The sequence below is a fragment of the Spirillospora sp. CA-294931 genome (assembly GCF_050946795.1).
Lineage (GTDB): Bacteria > Actinomycetota > Actinomycetes > Streptosporangiales > Streptosporangiaceae > Spirillospora.
Genome location: NZ_CP192006.1, coordinates 7,958,204 through 7,973,408, shown reverse-complemented (window position 1 = coordinate 7,973,408; position 15,205 = coordinate 7,958,204). Strand labels below are relative to the sequence as shown.

19 protein-coding genes are annotated in these 15,205 nt (G+C 67.5%); 13 read left to right on the top strand and 6 right to left on the bottom strand.

The window, feature by feature from the left end; genetic code table 11:
- Positions 1–28 precede the first annotated feature (28 nt).
- The 4 genes from ahcY to ACQPY4_RS35980 all read left to right on the top strand — a co-directional run bounded on the left by ahcY (position 29) and on the right by ACQPY4_RS35980 (position 4,946).
- Entirely contained in the window at positions 29–1,285 is a 1,257-nt protein-coding gene (ahcY, locus tag ACQPY4_RS35995) for an adenosylhomocysteinase (RefSeq protein ID WP_433328816.1), read from the top strand.
- A 211-nt stretch (positions 1,286–1,496) separates the two neighbouring features.
- A complete protein-coding gene (locus ACQPY4_RS35990) occupies positions 1,497–2,759 on the top strand; it encodes a M14 family metallopeptidase (RefSeq protein WP_433328814.1) in 1,263 nt (420 codons plus the stop codon).
- Positions 2,760–2,836: 77 nt separating this feature from the next.
- A complete protein-coding gene (locus ACQPY4_RS35985; RefSeq protein WP_433328812.1) occupies positions 2,837–3,415 on the top strand; it encodes a hypothetical protein in 579 nt (192 codons plus the stop codon).
- Positions 3,416–3,701: 286 nt separating this feature from the next.
- Complete coding sequence (locus ACQPY4_RS35980) at positions 3,702–4,946, top strand: M14 family metallopeptidase (RefSeq protein WP_433328810.1); 1,245 nt, start codon at positions 3,702–3,704, stop codon at positions 4,944–4,946.
- A 189-nt stretch (positions 4,947–5,135) separates the two neighbouring features.
- Here the strand turns inward: ACQPY4_RS35980 and ACQPY4_RS35975 are convergent, their stop codons facing one another.
- Positions 5,136–5,546, bottom strand: coding sequence for an ATP-binding protein (locus ACQPY4_RS35975; RefSeq protein WP_433328808.1), 411 nt, complete (start codon positions 5,544–5,546; stop codon positions 5,136–5,138).
- A gap of 156 nt (positions 5,547–5,702) precedes the next feature.
- Here ACQPY4_RS35975 and ACQPY4_RS35970 point away from each other — a divergent pair, with 156 nt between their 5' ends.
- The 8 genes from ACQPY4_RS35970 to ACQPY4_RS35935 all read left to right on the top strand — a co-directional run bounded on the left by ACQPY4_RS35970 (position 5,703) and on the right by ACQPY4_RS35935 (position 9,847).
- Entirely contained in the window at positions 5,703–6,521 is an 819-nt protein-coding gene (locus ACQPY4_RS35970; RefSeq protein ID WP_433328806.1) for a helix-turn-helix domain-containing protein, read from the top strand.
- Positions 6,518–6,790, top strand: a complete 273-nt coding sequence (locus ACQPY4_RS35965; protein ID WP_433328804.1) for a DUF397 domain-containing protein — start codon at positions 6,518–6,520, stop codon at positions 6,788–6,790. The genes ACQPY4_RS35970 and ACQPY4_RS35965 overlap by 4 nt, the downstream gene beginning before the upstream one ends.
- A 142-nt stretch (positions 6,791–6,932) precedes the next feature.
- A complete protein-coding gene (locus ACQPY4_RS35960) occupies positions 6,933–7,208 on the top strand; it encodes a hypothetical protein (RefSeq protein ID WP_433328802.1) in 276 nt (91 codons plus the stop codon).
- Positions 7,177–7,686, top strand: coding sequence for a DUF6879 family protein (locus ACQPY4_RS35955; RefSeq protein WP_433328800.1), 510 nt, complete (start codon positions 7,177–7,179; stop codon positions 7,684–7,686). Before ACQPY4_RS35960 ends, ACQPY4_RS35955 begins: the two co-directional genes overlap by 32 nt.
- A 6-nt stretch (positions 7,687–7,692) precedes the next feature.
- A complete protein-coding gene (locus ACQPY4_RS35950; RefSeq protein ID WP_433328798.1) occupies positions 7,693–8,556 on the top strand; it encodes a helix-turn-helix domain-containing protein in 864 nt (287 codons plus the stop codon).
- Between the two features lie 34 nt (positions 8,557–8,590).
- Positions 8,591–8,941 (top strand): hypothetical protein, encoded by a 351-nt coding sequence (locus tag ACQPY4_RS35945; protein WP_433328796.1) that lies wholly within the window; start codon positions 8,591–8,593, stop codon positions 8,939–8,941.
- Positions 8,942–9,181: 240 nt separating this feature from the next.
- A complete protein-coding gene (locus ACQPY4_RS35940; RefSeq protein WP_433328794.1) occupies positions 9,182–9,394 on the top strand; it encodes a hypothetical protein in 213 nt (70 codons plus the stop codon).
- Between the two features lie 159 nt (positions 9,395–9,553).
- Entirely contained in the window at positions 9,554–9,847 is a 294-nt protein-coding gene (locus ACQPY4_RS35935) for a hypothetical protein (protein ID WP_433328792.1), read from the top strand.
- Here the strand turns inward: ACQPY4_RS35935 and ACQPY4_RS35930 are convergent.
- The 3 genes from ACQPY4_RS35930 to ACQPY4_RS35920 are packed head-to-tail and all read right to left on the bottom strand — an operon-like array spanning position 9,840 to position 11,794.
- A complete protein-coding gene (locus ACQPY4_RS35930) occupies positions 9,840–10,211 on the bottom strand; it encodes a VOC family protein (RefSeq protein WP_433328790.1) in 372 nt (123 codons plus the stop codon). The two genes, ACQPY4_RS35935 and ACQPY4_RS35930, sit on opposite strands and share 8 nt — an antisense overlap.
- Positions 10,212–10,220: 9 nt before the next feature.
- A complete protein-coding gene (locus tag ACQPY4_RS35925) occupies positions 10,221–10,739 on the bottom strand; it encodes an HAD domain-containing protein (protein WP_433328788.1) in 519 nt (172 codons plus the stop codon).
- Positions 10,740–10,762: 23 nt separating this feature from the next.
- The gene (locus ACQPY4_RS35920; protein ID WP_433328786.1) at positions 10,763–11,794 is read right to left on the bottom strand and encodes an RDD family protein; all 1,032 of its coding nucleotides are present in this window, start codon (positions 11,792–11,794) and stop codon (positions 10,763–10,765) included.
- Positions 11,795–11,864: 70 nt separating this feature from the next.
- On the opposite strand from ACQPY4_RS35920, the gene ACQPY4_RS35915 reads away from it, so the two are divergent.
- The gene (locus ACQPY4_RS35915) at positions 11,865–12,860 is read left to right on the top strand and encodes a stage II sporulation protein M (RefSeq protein WP_433328784.1); all 996 of its coding nucleotides are present in this window, start codon (positions 11,865–11,867) and stop codon (positions 12,858–12,860) included.
- A gap of 32 nt (positions 12,861–12,892) precedes the next feature.
- Here the strand turns inward: ACQPY4_RS35915 and ACQPY4_RS35910 are convergent, their stop codons facing one another.
- Positions 12,893–14,185, bottom strand: a complete 1,293-nt coding sequence (locus tag ACQPY4_RS35910; RefSeq protein ID WP_433328782.1) for a DUF58 domain-containing protein — start codon at positions 14,183–14,185, stop codon at positions 12,893–12,895.
- Between the two features lie 11 nt (positions 14,186–14,196).
- Positions 14,197–15,153, bottom strand: a complete 957-nt coding sequence (locus ACQPY4_RS35905; RefSeq protein WP_433339144.1) for an AAA family ATPase — start codon at positions 15,151–15,153, stop codon at positions 14,197–14,199.
- Positions 15,154–15,205 lie beyond the last annotated feature (52 nt).

Sequence of the window (15,205 nt, the reverse complement as noted above, 5' to 3'; positions counted from 1 at the left end):
GCGCTGCTGGGGATGGGGAAGTTGGGCAATGAGTGACATCGCGGACGCCTCGCTGGCTTATGAGGGCGTCAAGCGCATCGAGTGGGCCGACCGGACGATGCCGGTGCTGCGGCAGATCCGGGAGCGGTTCGAGGCCGACAAGCCGCTGGCGGGCTTTCGGATCGCGGCGTGCATGCACGTCACGACGGAGACGGCGAACCTCATCCGGACGCTCCAGGCGGGCGGCGCGAGCGTGGCGCTGGCGGCGTCCAACCCGCTGTCGACCCAGGACGACACGGCCGCGGCCCTGGTCCAGGAGTACGGGGTCGAGGTCTTCGCTCGTTCGGGCACCGATCGCGAGGGCTACTACCGGCACATCCACCAGGCGCTGGAGACGGGGCCCGACTTCGTCCTGGACGACGGGTGCGACCTGGTCAACACGCTGCACATCGAGCGGACCGACCTGCTCTCGACCGTGAAGGGCGGGTGCGAGGAGACCACGACCGGGGTCATCCGGCTGCACCAGATGGCGCGCGAGGGCGCGCTGCGGTTCCCGATGGTGGCGGTGAACGACACCGACACCAAGCACATGTTCGACAACCGGTACGGGACGGGCCAGTCGACGCTGGACGGCATCATCCGCGCCACCAACACGCTGCTCGCGGGCAAGACCGTCGTGATCGCGGGCTTCGGCTACTGCGGCCGTGGTCTGGCCGAGCGCGCGCGGGGCCTCGGGTCCCGGGTCGTGGTGACCGAGATCGACCCGGTGAAGGCGCTGGACGCCGCGCTCCAGGGTTTCGGCGTCCTGCCGATGGCCGAGGCCGCGGCCCAGGGGGACGTTTTCATCACGGTGACGGGCAACCGCGACGTGATCGTCGAGGAGCACTTCGCGGTCATGAAGGACGGGGCGATCCTGGCCAACTCGGGGCACTTCGACGTCGAGATCGACGTCCGGGGCCTGGAGGGGCTGGCCGTGGAGACGAACCGGGGCGTGCGCCCGCAGGCCGACGAGTTCGTGCTGGCCGACGGGCGGCGCCTGGTGCTGCTGGCCGAGGGGCGGCTGGTCAACCTCGCCGCCGCCGAGGGGCACCCCGCGGCGGTCATGGACATGTCGTTCGCCGACCAGGCGCTGACCTGCGCGTGGCTGGCGACGGCGCACGAGACGCTGGCACCGGCCGTCCACGAGGTCCCCAAGGAGATCGACACCGAGGTGGCCCGGCTCAAGCTGGCGTCCATGTCGATCGGGATCGACTCGCTCTCCCCGGAGCAGGAGGAATACCTTCATTCCTGGCGTCTCGGCTCCTGAAATTTCAGCCGTCCTTTGATTTGCCCTGAAAATTCACACGGTGAAAACGGTCCTGACCTGGCCCGATCGGGCGTTCTGGCGATTTAAGTCCGGTCCTAACCTGTGAAAGGGGCAACCCGCGCATTCGTTGTCAAGGACGACGAACGCGTTCATTGTGGCGCGAGGGGAGATCGTCGATCGATCCCCAGGTCCTCGTGGAGGTAGCCGCGTCATGAACCCCCGCACCATCCTTGCCGCGCTCGCGGCGCTCGTCCTGATACTCGCCGGGCAGTCATCGGTGGCTGGGGCCGCGCCTCCGGCGCTGGACACCCCGGCCAAGCAGTACGTCGTCACCGGCGCCAAGAACGCCGACCAACGTTCCCAGGTGGCCCGCACCGGCGCCGCCATCGACATCGTCCGCAAGGACGGCGCGCTGGAGGTCAGCGCGATCCCGTCCGAGCTCGCCGCGATCAATAAGCTCGGCTTCAAGACCGCGCCGGCTCCCGCGCCCGCGCGCCACCCGCGCAGCGCCACCTCGTACCACACCTACGCCGAGACGGCCGCCGAGGTCGACCGCGTCGCCGCGGCCTACCCGCAGATCGCCAAGAAGTTCGTGGCGGGCAAGTCGTACCAGAACCGCGACATCTTCGGCCTCAAGATCAGCGACAACGTGGGCACGGACGAGAACGAGCCCGAGGTTCTCTACATCGCCAACATCCACGCGCGTGAGCGGATCACCAACGAGCAGGCGCTGTACTTCATCAACGAGCTGACCCGGGGCTACGCCACCGACCAGCGCGTCAAGAACCTGGTCGACAACCGGGAGCTGTGGATCATCCCGATCACCAACCCCGACGGCCAGGTCTACGACATGACCAGCGACACCCAGCCGGGCCGGATGTGGCGCAAGAACCGCCAGCCCAACTCCACCTCGATCGGCACCGACCTCAACCGCAACTTCGGCTACCGGTGGGGCTGCTGCGGCGGCTCGTCCGGCAGCGGCTCCAGCGAGACCTACCGCGGCACGGCGGCCGAGTCGGCCCCCGAGACCAAGGTCATCGCCAACTTCGTCCGCGGCCGTGTCGTGGGCGGCAAGCAGCAGCTGAAGATCTTCCTCGACATCCACTCCGTGGCCAACCTCGTCCTGTGGCCGTTCGGCTACACCAAGGCCGACACGGTGCCGGGCGCCATGTCGGCGGACGAAGAGGCCACCCACCGCACGATCGGCCGCCAGCTGGCCCAGAGCAACGGCTACACGCCCGAGCAGGCCAGCGACCTCTACATCACCGACGGGACGACCGACGACTGGACGTTCGGGAACCAGCGGATCTTCTCCTACACCTACGAGCTGGGCGGCGGCAGCTTCTACCCCTCCCCGGCGAACATCGAGTCCCTGACCCGCGTCAACCGCGAGTCCCTGCTGAAGCTCGCCGAATACGCCGACTGCCCCTACCGGGCCATCGGCAAGGAGCAGCAGTACTGCAGCACCTCGTAAGGCACAGGTCATAGGCGCTTTCACAGGCGTCAAGGTCCCCGCTTGAGGCACGCCCCGGGTGCGATAGCGTCCGGGGCGTGCCGCGTGGGACCTACCTTCACCTAGACGACCAGCTCGAAGAGCGCTTCCAGTGCGCCCCCGGGGCCGGTGGCTGGCGCTACGTAGGGGAGCGGGACGACGGGACGCGCACCGACCTCGTCGTGGACGCCCGTTGGCGCCAGATCAGGGTCGAGCTCCGAGCCCCCGACTGGTGGATCAGGGGCGGCGTGACCGGCCACGAGCTGGCCTGGGTCCGCGGCACCGAGGAATACGGGGAACGAGCCGCAGGATTCCTGGGGGAGTCGCCCGGCTTCCTAGTCGCAGTGGCCCGTTCCCTACGCCTGACCCCCGGGGCGCAAACAGACGTGCGCCTAGTCCAGGTGGACGGCACGGCCCTCTCGACACTCTCCACGACATGGCGCTGGCGCCTGGTAGAGGTCAGCACCCACGTGACGGAAACCGAACCCCTCCCGGTGGAGCGCTACGAGGTCGCCGACCTGGCCACGGCCGAGGCGACCACCGTCCACCTGGCCGGCGACGTCGTACTGGACGCCCCCGGCATCGAGCTCACCACCCTGGAGTCACCCCCCAACCTGAGCCCGGCCCCCGACGCCTGAACCCCCGCTCCGGTTGACACGGTGAAATTTCACATCGCCTTCCATTAGCACTGAAAACCAGGCCGATGACGGGAAGAATTCCGGCCTGACCTGCCAGTTTCCGGATTTCCTAGGTGTGGGATGGCCGCTTGGGGCGACTGTTGTCAAATGGGGCGATTCGGACCATTGTTTGCGGCGCGAGCGCTCGTGGACCTCCTGAGGAACCCCCGCCGTGCGCCATCCGGCGCACCAGTCCGAACAGCAGGTGTGTGCCTAGATGATGACCCCCCGAAAACTCGCACGCCCGATGGCGATCGGAGCCGCGCTCGCGGCGCTCGTCCTGCCCCTGACCGGGATCATCCCGGCCACGGCCGCCGCTCCCGAGCCGACGCCGTCCAAGCGCTACCTGGTCACAGGCCCGGCGAGCACCGACCAGCGCACCAAGGTAGCCCGCACCGGCGCCGCGATCGACAAGGTCCGCAAGGACGGCACGCTAGAGGTCAGCGCCATCCCCTCCGAACTCGGCGCGATCAAGAAGTTGGGCTTCAAGACCACCGAACTGGCAGCTCCCAAGCCGCACAAGCGCACCACCGCCGACTCGTACCACACCTACGACGAGACGCTGAAGGAGCTCGACGCGGTCGTCTCCGCCCACCCGGAGATCGCCAAGAAGTTCACCGTCGGCAAGTCCTTCGAGGGCCGCGAGATCGTCGGCCTGAAGATCAGCGACAACGTCGCCCAGGACGAGAACGAGCCCGAGGTCTTCTTCAACGCCAACATCCACGCCCGCGAGCGCCTCACCAACGAGCAGGCGCTCTACATCATCAACGAGCTCACCAAGGGCTACGCCGCCGACGAGCGCGTGAAGAAGCTGGTGGACGGCCGCGAGTTCTGGATCGTCCCGATCAGCAACCCCGACGGCCAGATCTACGACATGACCAGCGACACCCAGCCGGGCCGGATGTGGCGCAAGAACCGCCAGCCCAACTCCACGTCCACGGGCACCGACCTCAACCGCAACTTCGGCTTCAAGTGGAACTGCTGCGGCGGCTCGTCCGGTGACGGCGCCAGCGAGACCTACCGAGGCACCGCGGCCGAGTCGGCCCCCGAGGTCAAGGCGCTGAGCGACTTCGTCCGCTCCCGCGTGGTCGGCGGCAAGCAGCAGATCAAGGTCTTCGTCGACATCCACTCCGAGGCCGAGCTCGTCCTGTGGCCCTTCGGCTGGACGAAGGAGCCCGTCGTCGAGGGCATGTCCGAGGACGAGGCCGCCACTCACAGCACCATCGGCAAGGAAATGGCCAAGTCCAACGGCTACACGCCCGAGCAGTCGAGCGAGCTCTACATCACCGACGGCGCGTCCGACGACTGGACCTGGGGCGACCAGCGCATCTTCTCCTACACCTTCGAACTGGGCGGCGGCAGCTTCTACCCCGAACCCGGCCAGATCGAGACCGAGACCAAGCGCAACCGCGAAGCCCTCCTCAAACTCGCCGAATACGCCGACTGCCCCTACCGGGCAATAGGCAAGGACCAGCAATACTGCAAGTCCTAAGACCCGCCCCCCGCCGCGGGTGGGTGTGTGGCCCGCTCCCGTTCCAGGCCACACACCCACCCGCAACCCCAAACAGCAAGGCCCTCGCTAACGCTCGGACACCCATATTGGGGTCCCCCCAAACCCCGGCGGGGGGCTCCGCCCCCCGCACCCCTTCCTACTCAGACATCCGAATACCAGCTCCCAGTCTCATTCGGTGTGCGTCTTGAGCAGAGCCCAGACGGCCTTCCCCTGCCCGCCGTCCAGAGGCGCGACACCCCACGAAACGGCAAGCATTTCAATCAGCCCCATTCCGCGCCCGGACTCGCTATAACAGCCGACCGGTAGGATCTCCGGCCGCTGTACACTTCCGTCCCACATTTCCACCACGGGCCCGGCGTCGGAGGAGTAGAAGCGCACCACGAAATGATCGCGCTCCCCGTCCGACCCATGCTGGTAGGCGTTCGTCGCCAACTCACTCGCCACGGTCCGCGCGAGATGGACAGCGGCCTCACCGAGCCCCAGCGCCCGACACTCCTCCGCCACGAAGTCACGAGCCTTTTTGATCGACTCTGGCGCGGCAGGGAGCAGCCGTGTCGCGATGCACTCCAGGGTGTTCATCCCGCTGAAAACCTTCCTGACTGGCGAGCTTTCCGGAACCAGTGACCAGCGTCACACCTCCCGACTACGCTCGGAAAGCAACCGAACACCACCCCCGCTGCACCACAACCAGGACCGATCGCACCCGTCGATCAGGTGCACCCCCCCGGAGTCGCGATGCCCGCCCAATCCGAGCCCTACGACGCCCCCGCCATCGTCACGTTCGCCCTAGAACTCAAAGCATGGCGAGAAGCCGCCGGCCTCAACCGCAAGCGGTTGGCCGACGCCCTCGGATTCGCAGACTCCTATGTAGGCCAGATCGAACTCCGCAAGAACCTGCCCTCCGAAGAGTTCGCCGAGGCCCTCGACACCTACTTCAAAACCAACGGCCTCTTCGAACGCCTCCGCCAAAGAATCGTCGACACCCGCCACCTGTCGATCCTCCCGCCTGGCTTCTCTCAGTACCTCCGCTACGAAGCCAAAGCCTCATGTCTCCGCATCTTCAGCTCCACGTTGATCAGTGGACTTTTTCAGACAGAGGATTACGCTCGGACGATCATCAGTACGCTCGAAGGAGTTGCGGCGGAGCGCCTCGTCGTCGAACGAATGAGTCGACGATCGATTTTTGAGCAAGAGAATCCTCCTCGAGTCTTTTTTATTTTGGACGAAGGGGTGATTCGACGGGTCGTTGGCAACAAAGAAATGACGCGTGTGCAACTTGAATATCTACTGGAGGCAGGCCAGCGCGAAAAAACTCAACTGCAAATCGTGCCTTTGAATGCTGGATATTATGCTGGCCTCACTGGCAGCTTCACCATCCTGGGATTCGATGATGGTCCAGATATCGCCTACACGGAATCCTCGGGCGAGGGCATACTGCTAGAGCAGCGCGACAGAGTCGCGCTGCAGGTCGTAACGTGGGATCTGGTCCAAGGTCACACACTGCCGCCCAGGGAGTCGTTGGCCATGATTGAGGAAGTAGTGGAGCAGTTATGAGTGCGTTTGAGCAGACCACCCCACACTGGCGTAGGAGCAGCCACAGCGATCACCATGGCGGCGAGTGCGTCGAAGTTGGTGACGCCCTTTGGCGTAAGAGCAGCCACAGTGGACATCAGGGGGGTGAGTGTGTCGAGATCGCGGAACTTGCCGCTGTTGTCGCTGTCCGGGACTCAAAGGATCCAGAAGGTCCGAAGTTGCTGCTCAGTCCTCTGGCCTGGCGTTCCCTCGCGCTTGCCGTGAAGCAGGCCGAGCACGACCTGGCCTGAGCGCCACACAGGCTTGCACGTTCGTGAAGTCCTTCGCACTGATCGGCCAGCCTTGCTTCCATCCCCTTGACGCCGTCATCGTCGTGGGTTCGGATGATGCCTACTTGACTCTGCGGATGGCGGTCCTGGAGGTAGCGATCTGATGCCAACGCCTGCCGACGACGATGACCTGATCGCTACCTTCGTGTGTAAGGACCCTGGTAGCGGAGACCTGGACGACTGTCCGGCCTTCTACCGGACGAACCGGAAGACCTGGATTGCTCAGGGTAAGCGTCGCGGCGAAGGGGTGGCCGCTCAACTTCGTTCCCTGGCGGACGATGAGACCTTCTGCGAACTTCCTGATCAGCTGATGGACCTCATCGCGCGCGTGTACGTCAAGGAGCACTATGGAATTGATCTCGGCGGAGCGACGCAGTGAGCTGCTGCGGTCTGCTCGAACCATCCTCAAGGTTGAGCTAAGGGACAACTACGACGTTGACGTCGAGACGTTCAACGCGTGGCGTGCGGGCCAATCCATAGAGGCTGATGTGCGCATCTGGGGAGAACGAGCAGCAGCACGAGTCGCGGCGGGTATCGTCGCCCGCCGTGTGAAGGTTGTTTCCGAACCATTGTCGGACTACCACCGGTTTATCCTCGAGGCCAGTAAACACGTGATAGACGCGGGCGAGGAGATGAGGTGGCTTCCCCGGCGTCGGGTCTCGGCTGTCCCACTCCCCGGCAATGACTTCTTCGTCCTTGATGGCGAAATCGTGATCTTCAACGTCTTCGGCGGAGCCGACCAGCGGGCAGAGATCCAGTTCACCCAAGACCCTGAGGTCGTGAAGCTCTGCAGCACGGCTTTCGACACGGCGTGGACGCTGGCGACCCCCTACGGCGAGTATCGCGCGGGCTCCTGAGCCAGAGTGTCGGACAGCGCAGCCGCCGCCAAGAAGGCGTTCGGGATCAGACTCCGTGACATTCGCTTGGATGCCAACCTGAGCGGGCGGGAGCTCGCCGTCCGCTCAGGGATGCGTAACACCAAGATCTCCCGGCTTGAGCACGCTCGGCAGAACCCGACTGAAACCGACATCAGGCAGTGGTGCGCCGCGTGCGGTGTTCCGCACCTGATCCCGGAGTTGATCGCGGTTCTCCGGGAGATCGAACAGATGTGGGTGGAGTACCGGAGGGAGATGCGGGCCGGGCAGGTCCACATCCAGTCCCGCAGCACACCCCTCTACGAGAGCACGAGACTGCTCCGGGCCTACGAGGCGAACATGGTGCCCGGCATCCTCCAGACGCGCGCCTACACCGTCGCGGTCCTTACCGCCAGTGCTCGCCTTCACGGGACTCCTCTCACGGACGTGGAAACCGCTGCCGATGCCCGTCTGTCGCGACAGCATCTCGTCACGGCGGGAAACGGACTGAACAACTACTCGTTCGTGATCGAGCACGGAGTCCTTGAACACGGGTTTGGGGGCGACGCCGTGATGGAGGAGCAACTTGACCTTCTGCTTCGAGTCACACGCCTGCCAAACGTGGCGCTAGGGATCATCCCGCCGTGGAGGGAGCGGACCATCCGAGCTGGCGAAGGCTTCTACCTCTTTGACGAGCAACTGGTACGTAGTGAGCTGTGGTCAGGCGGGTTCAGGACAAGACGTCCCGAAGAACTTGCCTTCTTTGTGAGGTTGTTCGCTCATCTTCGCGAGATGGCGATCTATGGCGCTGCCGCCCGCGCCCTAATCGAAAGGGCACGAACCAGCTACGCGCAAACTCAGGAAACCTCCTAGCCGTCGCTGGTCAGGGCTTTCTAGCGTCATAGCCATGAGCTTCGAAGGAGCCGAGCGCCGGGAGACCCCGCTGGGCGAGCGGCCGCCCGACAATCAGCGGGCTGTGTTCCTGGACGAGTTGGGCCGTGAGATTGCCCGTGTCTGGCCGGAGTTGAGGGCTGAGCGGGTCCGTTCAGCCGACGGGCTGCCGACCCGTCTCGTGGTCACCAGGCGCGATTCGGTGGCGCGTGAGGAAGTCGGGTGCGACTTCGATGCCGAGACCGGGTGGTGGTTCATCTGGTTGTGGGGCGAGGAAGAGCCGCAGCGTATTGGGCATGTGCGGGCTATTCCACTGGTTGCCCGGTCGGTGGCGAGCGTCATGGGTTTGAGGACCCTGGCGGTCTAGCGCCATGGCTGAGGAGTTGCTCTGCCGCCACTGTCGCAGGCCCGTTGTGTATGGGCCTGGATGGTGGGAGCACGTCGGCGGGACGGTGGCTTGTCACCCCCATCAGGCGACGTCTCCACCTCGGGGGACGAATGCCGCCCCGTTTGTCGAAACCGGGGAGGAGCAGCCGCGGCGGACGCGTCCAGGGTCTGCGGTCCCGTGATCCGGCTGGTTCTCACACTCAACGATTCAGGAGGTCTGGTGTTCATCAAGTCCAGTGCGTGTGACGGGCAGCGGGAGACGTGTGGGTGCGTGAACGTCGCGATCGTTCGTGACGTGGTCGTTGTCGCTGATGAGGCGGGCAACGTCTCCAAGTTCGACCATTTTGAGTGGCGGGACTTCCTTGTGGGAGCCAAGGCGGGCGAGTTCGATCTTCCGGCTGGTTCTCCGGCCTTGGCCACCGTCGCGGTTTAGCGACTTCACCCGGCGAGCAGGTCCCGTCTTAGCGATGGCGAGACGGGACCTGGCTTCTGCGAAGGATGCCTTGCGATGGTCTTTCATTGCTATCTGTGGCACGGGGACATGGCCACTGCTCAAGGGCCCCAGCGGGACGTGCTGTGTGGTGACCTCGCCATGGCAACACCTCCGGTTCTGACGCGCGACTGGCTGAGGAAGCCGCAGAGCATGTTGCAGCGGAAGGCCGGCACGCCTGAGGAGGCGGTGGACTGGCTGGTGGAGGTCTTTGACCGGCACGCCTCGAAGATGGCGGACTCGCAGGCGACGGGGATCAGTCGGCAGGATCGGTTCGGCTCCGCGCTGGACGATCTGCGCTGTGGCAACGATCTGTCCTGGGGCTTTCCTTTGGTGGGAAGCAAATACTTGGCGGTTGCGGTCATCGTTGTTAGTGACCGGGTGCTCTCTAGGTGACGCGGGTTCGGAGCAGGCAGAACTCGTTTCCTTCTGGGTCGGCGAGGACGTACCAGGGTTCTTCGCCGGTCTGGCCGACGTCGGCGTGCCGGGCGCCTGCGGCGAGGAGGCGTTCCAGTTCGGCGTCCTGGTCGCGGTCGGTGGCGCTGAGGTCGAGGTGCAGGCGCATCTTGCCCTTGGAGGGCTGGTCGGAGCGGCTGAGGACCAGGATGGGCTGAAGGCCGCCGAAGCCCTCCGGCGGGCCGATCTCGATGTCGACGCCATCGGTTTCCAGCACTACGTAACCCAGCACCTCGCACCAGAACGGGGCGAGCTGCTCCGGTTCGCGGCAATCCAACACGAGTTCTGTAATCCGACTAGCCATGGACCACACCTACCCCGGCCAGGCCACGGCCCACACCGGATGGTTTGTGCCCAACCATTCGCTGAGGACGACGTAGTCGGTCTCGGTCAGGCCGTGGCGGGCGTCGACGTGATGGAGCAATGCCTTGCCCGGATGGTGCGCCGATACCCAGGCGCGGTCGGCTTCGGTGATCTCGTCGTCGACCCAGGCGAACGGGCGGTTCGCTGCCCAGGCGACCAGGGCCCGGGTCTTCCAGTGCAGGCCGTCCCTCTCGTCGAGATCGGACGGCTCCGGCCACGTCACCACGGCCAACGGGGGCAGGCCGAGGCGCGGGGAGACGACCTCGTTCGCCTCGTCCATCCAGGTCGTGGCCCAGACCAGGTCGCACGGGAGCGCCCCCAGGCGACGCCCGTGATCGGGATCGACCCTGGGCAGAAGCGGGTGGGAATGATCCTCGCCGTAAGTCGGATATGGCTGTGTTCCCCCGAAAGGGATGAGCGGTCCGTCGACATCAAGGAAGAGCAGGGGACGCTGCCCTGGATCGGCCATGGGGCGCACGATAACGCCCGGGGCTACCGGTAGGTCTTGTAGCCCTCGGGTGGGGTGTCTTGTGGGCCTGTGACGGGTGGTTGCGGGGGCATTCCAGGGCGCGGGGCTAGGACTTGCTGGTATGGGCCTGCGCCGTAGTGGGGCGGAGGGAGGAACTGTGGCTGGCCTGGGCCGGGGGCGCTGAACGGAGGCGGGGCGGGCGGGCCCTGCATGGCGTGGGGAGGGGGCGGGAAGCCCGCCATGGCCATTGCGGGGGCCGGGGGCTGCTCCTGGAGCTGGCCGGTGCGGCGGAGGCGCTGGAGGCGTCGCTGGTGCAGGCGCCATTCCTCGCGGCGGCGGCGTTCGGCCAGGACGGCCGAGAGGAGGATTTCGGGACGGAAGCCCGGCGGTGGGGGCGGAGTCACGGCGGCGAAGACCTGGTCGGCGACGCGCTGGCCGAGCGTGTCGCGGACTTCGGGGAGGAGCTCCCAGAAGCGGGTGAGGTACTGGCGGGCGGTCAGGGCCAGCTCGTCGGAGAGTTGCGAGAGCTCAAGCGTCCGGCCCCAACCGGCCAGTTGCGGGGGCATGACGGCGACTGGGCCGAACATGCCGGTGCTGGACGCGCGTTCCTGGATGACGACCGTCCCGGCGAACAGGTCGCCCAGGCGTTTGCCCTGGCGGTTGAACAGGGAGGTGATCAGGGCGGGCGCGCCGTAGAGGAGCCAGAACTCCAGGACCCCGGCCAGGGCCCGGACGAACGCCTGCCGGAACCGGATCGGGCCGCCGTCGTCGCCGACCACGCGCAGGCCCAGGGCGAGCTTGCCCAGCGTCCGGCCGCGCGACAGCGTCTCGCAGGCACAGGGGTAGCCGACCAGGACGAACGCGACCGCGACGATCGACAGGCCGATCGACCAGGCCTCGTCGGCGATCGCGGCGGTCATCCCGGCCATGTACAGGACGAAGTTCAGCATGATCATCTGCAGGAAGAGGTCCAGCAGGAGGGCACAGCCCCGGCTGGCCAGCCGCGCGACCCTCAGATCGAGCGCGACGGCCTCACCGGTGACGAGTTCGGCCATGACCGTCCTTCCCTGTCCGATGACTGGTCCATTTTGCCCGGTCGGTGCCGGGAGGCGTTAGTCTCGCCGGGTGGACGTCGATGCCTATGTGGCCGCCCATAACGCCGACTGGCGCCGCCTCGAAGCTCTGATCAACAAGGGGCGCGGTCTGACCGGAGTGGAGGTCGACGAACTCGTCGAGCTCTACCAGCGGACCGCCACCCATCTGTCGGTCGTGCGGTCGAGCTCGCCGGACCCCGAACTGGTGGCACGGCTGTCGTCGCTCGTCGCCCGCGGACGCGCCGCCGTGGCGGGCGCCAACGCGCCCTTGTGGCGGGACGTCTCGCGCTTCGCGACGGTGTCGTTCCCCGCCGCGGCCTACCGGATGAAGTGGTGGTGGCTCGGGAACGCGGTGCTGGGCAACCTGCTCGCGCTGGTGCTGGCGATCTGGGTGGCCCGCAACCCGGAGGTGCAGGCGTCCATCGCGACTCCGCACCAGATCCGCGAGCTGGTCGAGAACGACTTCGCCAACTACTACACCGAGCACTCGGCGTCGTCGTTCGCGTTCCAGGTGTGGGTCAACAACGCGTGGGTCTCGGCGATCGCGCTGATCTTCGGGATCCTGCTGGGCATTCCCACGATCTACGTCCTGCTCCAGAACCAGCTCAACCTGGGCATCACGGCCGGGCTGATGTTCGCGCACGGCAAGGGCGACGTCTTCTTCGGCCTGATCCTCCCGCACGGCCTGCTGGAGCTGACCGCCGTGTACCTGGCCGTCGGCGCCGGGCTCAAGCTCGGCTGGACGGTCGTCGACCCCGGCAGGCGCAGCCGTGGCCAGGCCCTGGCCGAGGAGGGACGGGCCGCCGTGAGCATCGCGCTCGGGCTGATCGCCGTCCTGTTCGTGTCGGGGCTCATCGAGGGCTTCGTGACCGGCTGGGTGCACACGACGTGGCTGCGCATCGGCATCGGCGTCGTCGCCGAGGTCGTGTTCCTGGCCTACGTGATCGTCCTCGGCCGCCGCGCGGTCAAGCAGGGCGAGACCGGCGACGCCGAACTCCGTCCCGACCTGGCCCCCGTCTCCGGCTGACCCGATCGGGCTTCCGTATCCGGCTGGGGGTGTCACAGGCGGCCGGCGGCCTTGAGGGCCAGGTAGGCGTCGGCGAGGGCGGGGGCGATCTCGTCCGGGGGCGCGTCGACGACCTCGACGCCGTGGGAGCGCAGTTCGGCTGTCAGACGGCGGCGATCGGCGCGCGCGCGTTCGGCGGCGGCCGCGTCGTAGGTGGCGGCCAGGTCGCCCCGGGCCGTGGCCATCTCGCTCACCCGGGGGTCGGAGACGGCGGCGAGCATCACCAGGTGGCGGGACGTGAGCTGGGGGAGGAGCGGCAGCAGGCCCTCTTCGATCGCGGCGGTGTTCAGCTCGGTGAGCAGGACGACCAGGCAGCGCTGCCGGACGCGCGACATCAGCGTCGAGACCATGCCCGCCGCGTCGCACTCGATCAGCTCGGGTTCGAGCGGCGCCATCGCGTGGACCATCGACGGCAGCAGGTCGGTGCGGGACGACCCCTCGACACGGGCCCGGACGCGGCGGTCGTAGGCGAGCAGGTCGACGCGGTCGCCCGCGCGGGACGCCAGCGCGCCGAGCAGCAGCGCGGCGTCCATCGAGCAGTCGAGCCTGGGGATGTCGCCGACGCGTCCGGCCGAGGTGCGGCCGGTGTCGAGGACGAGGTAGATGCGCCGGTCGCGCTCGGGGCGCCAGGTGCGGACGACCACGTCGGCGCGGCGGGCGGTGGCGCGCCAGTCGATCGACCGGACGTCGTCGCCGTCGACGTACTCGCGCAGGGAGTCGAACTCGGTGCCCTGCCCCCGGATCAGCGCGACGTGCTGGCCGGTCAGCTCGCGGAGCTTGGCCAGCTTGCCGGGCAGGTGGCGGCGGGACGGGAAGGCCGGCAGGACGCGCACCGTCCACGGCGCCGAGCGTGACAGCTGGCGCGCGGCCAGCCCGAGCGGGCCGACCGACCGGACGGTGGTGGTCACCGCCTTGCGGTCGCCACGCCGGGTGGGGCGCAGCGTCATATCGACGCGGCGGCGCTCGCCCGCGGGGACGTCGATGCGCACCGTGCGGGGCGTCGCGCCCGCGCTGGGCGGCCATACGTCGCGCAGCACGGCCTTGACGCGGCGGGTGCCGAGGTTCTCCACGACGAGCGCGACCTGCGCGGACTCGCCGAGGCGCACCCCGGTGTCGCCGGAGCGGTGGAAGCGCAGCGCCCGCACGTTTCCGGCCAGCGCCACGTCGGCCACCACGCCGAGCAGCAGCAGCGCCCACAGGAGCAGCAGCGCCCACCACGCGGGCAGGAAGAGCGGGAGCGCCGCGCCCAGGAGGGCCAGCAGCCCCAGACGTCCGGTCAGGGCCATCGTCGGCCTTTCTAGCGGGGTGCCGGGACGTGGGAGAGGATCCCCTCCAGCACGCCGTCGGCGGTGGCGCCCTCAAGCTCGGCCTCGGGGCGGAGCTGGACGCGGTGCCGCAGCGTCGGGCGGGCCAGCGCCTTCACGTCGTCCGGCGTCACGTAGTCACGGCCCGACAGCCATGCCCAAGCGCGCGCGGTGGCGAGCAGGGCGGTGGCGCCACGCGGGGAGACACCGAGCTGGAGCGACGGCGACTGCCGGGTCGCGCGGCACAGGTCGACGACGTACGCGGCGACCTTCGGGTCGAGGTGGACGGTGCGGATCGCGGCCTGCCCGGCGGCCAGTTCGTCGGCGCCCGCGACCGGGTGGATGTGCGACAGGTCGCGCGGGTCGAACCCGGACGCGTGCCGCTGGAGCATCCCGATCTCCTCGTCCCGGGTGGGGACGGGCACGGTCAGCTTGAGCAGGAACCGGTCGAGCTGGGCCTCGGGCAACGGGTAGGTGCCCTCGTACTCGATCGGGTTCTGCGTGGCGCACACGACGAACGGGTCGGGCAGCGGACGGGGCGAGCCCTCGACCGAGACCTGCCGCTCCTCCATGGCCTCAAGCAGCGACGCCTGCGTCTTGGGCGGCGTCCGGTTGATCTCGTCGGCCAGCAGCAGGTTGGTGAAGACCGGGCCCTCGCGGAACTCGAACTCCGAGGTGCGGTTGTCGTAGATCAGCGAGCCGGTGACGTCGCCGGGCATGAGGTCCGGGGTGAACTGGACGCGCTTGAAGTCGAGGTCGAGCGCGCGCGACAGCGTCCGGATCATGAGGGTCTTGGCGGTGCCGGGGACGCCCTCGAGCAGCACGTGGCCGCGGCACAGCAGCGAGATGACCAGGCCGGTGACCACCGAGTCCTGGCCGACCACCGACTTGGCCACCTCCGCGCGCAGCGCGGTCAGCGCGGTGCGGACGCCCTCGGCGTCCCTGCGCACCTGCTCGGCCTGCTCCGGGTCGAGGGGCTCGCCGTCCTTGGCGAGCGGAACG

What these genes read in the sequence shown, in the direction of transcription:
- ACQPY4_RS35935 (WP_433328792.1), top strand. Translation starts at nt 9,554, where the DNA reads ATGGCAACACCTCCGGTTCTGACGCGCGACTGGCTGAGGAAGCCGCAG.
- ACQPY4_RS35970 (WP_433328806.1), top strand. Translation starts at nt 5,703, where the DNA reads ATGCCCGCCCAATCCGAGCCCTACGACGCCCCCGCCATCGTCACGTTC.
- ACQPY4_RS35955 (WP_433328800.1), top strand. Translation starts at nt 7,177, where the DNA reads ATGGAATTGATCTCGGCGGAGCGACGCAGTGAGCTGCTGCGGTCTGCT.
- ACQPY4_RS35965 (WP_433328804.1), top strand. Translation starts at nt 6,518, where the DNA reads ATGAGTGCGTTTGAGCAGACCACCCCACACTGGCGTAGGAGCAGCCAC.
- ACQPY4_RS35910 (WP_433328782.1), bottom strand. Translation starts at nt 14,185, where the DNA reads ATGGCCCTGACCGGACGTCTGGGGCTGCTGGCCCTCCTGGGCGCGGCG.
- ahcY (WP_433328816.1), top strand. Translation starts at nt 29, where the DNA reads ATGAGTGACATCGCGGACGCCTCGCTGGCTTATGAGGGCGTCAAGCGC.
- ACQPY4_RS35945 (WP_433328796.1), top strand. Translation starts at nt 8,591, where the DNA reads ATGAGCTTCGAAGGAGCCGAGCGCCGGGAGACCCCGCTGGGCGAGCGG.
- ACQPY4_RS35960 (WP_433328802.1), top strand. Translation starts at nt 6,933, where the DNA reads ATGCCAACGCCTGCCGACGACGATGACCTGATCGCTACCTTCGTGTGT.
- ACQPY4_RS35920 (WP_433328786.1), bottom strand. Translation starts at nt 11,794, where the DNA reads ATGGCCGAACTCGTCACCGGTGAGGCCGTCGCGCTCGATCTGAGGGTC.
- ACQPY4_RS35925 (WP_433328788.1), bottom strand. Translation starts at nt 10,739, where the DNA reads ATGGCCGATCCAGGGCAGCGTCCCCTGCTCTTCCTTGATGTCGACGGA.
- ACQPY4_RS35990 (WP_433328814.1), top strand. Translation starts at nt 1,497, where the DNA reads ATGAACCCCCGCACCATCCTTGCCGCGCTCGCGGCGCTCGTCCTGATA.
- ACQPY4_RS35980 (WP_433328810.1), top strand. Translation starts at nt 3,702, where the DNA reads ATGGCGATCGGAGCCGCGCTCGCGGCGCTCGTCCTGCCCCTGACCGGG.
- ACQPY4_RS35930 (WP_433328790.1), bottom strand. Translation starts at nt 10,211, where the DNA reads ATGGCTAGTCGGATTACAGAACTCGTGTTGGATTGCCGCGAACCGGAG.
- ACQPY4_RS35975 (WP_433328808.1), bottom strand. Translation starts at nt 5,546, where the DNA reads ATGAACACCCTGGAGTGCATCGCGACACGGCTGCTCCCTGCCGCGCCA.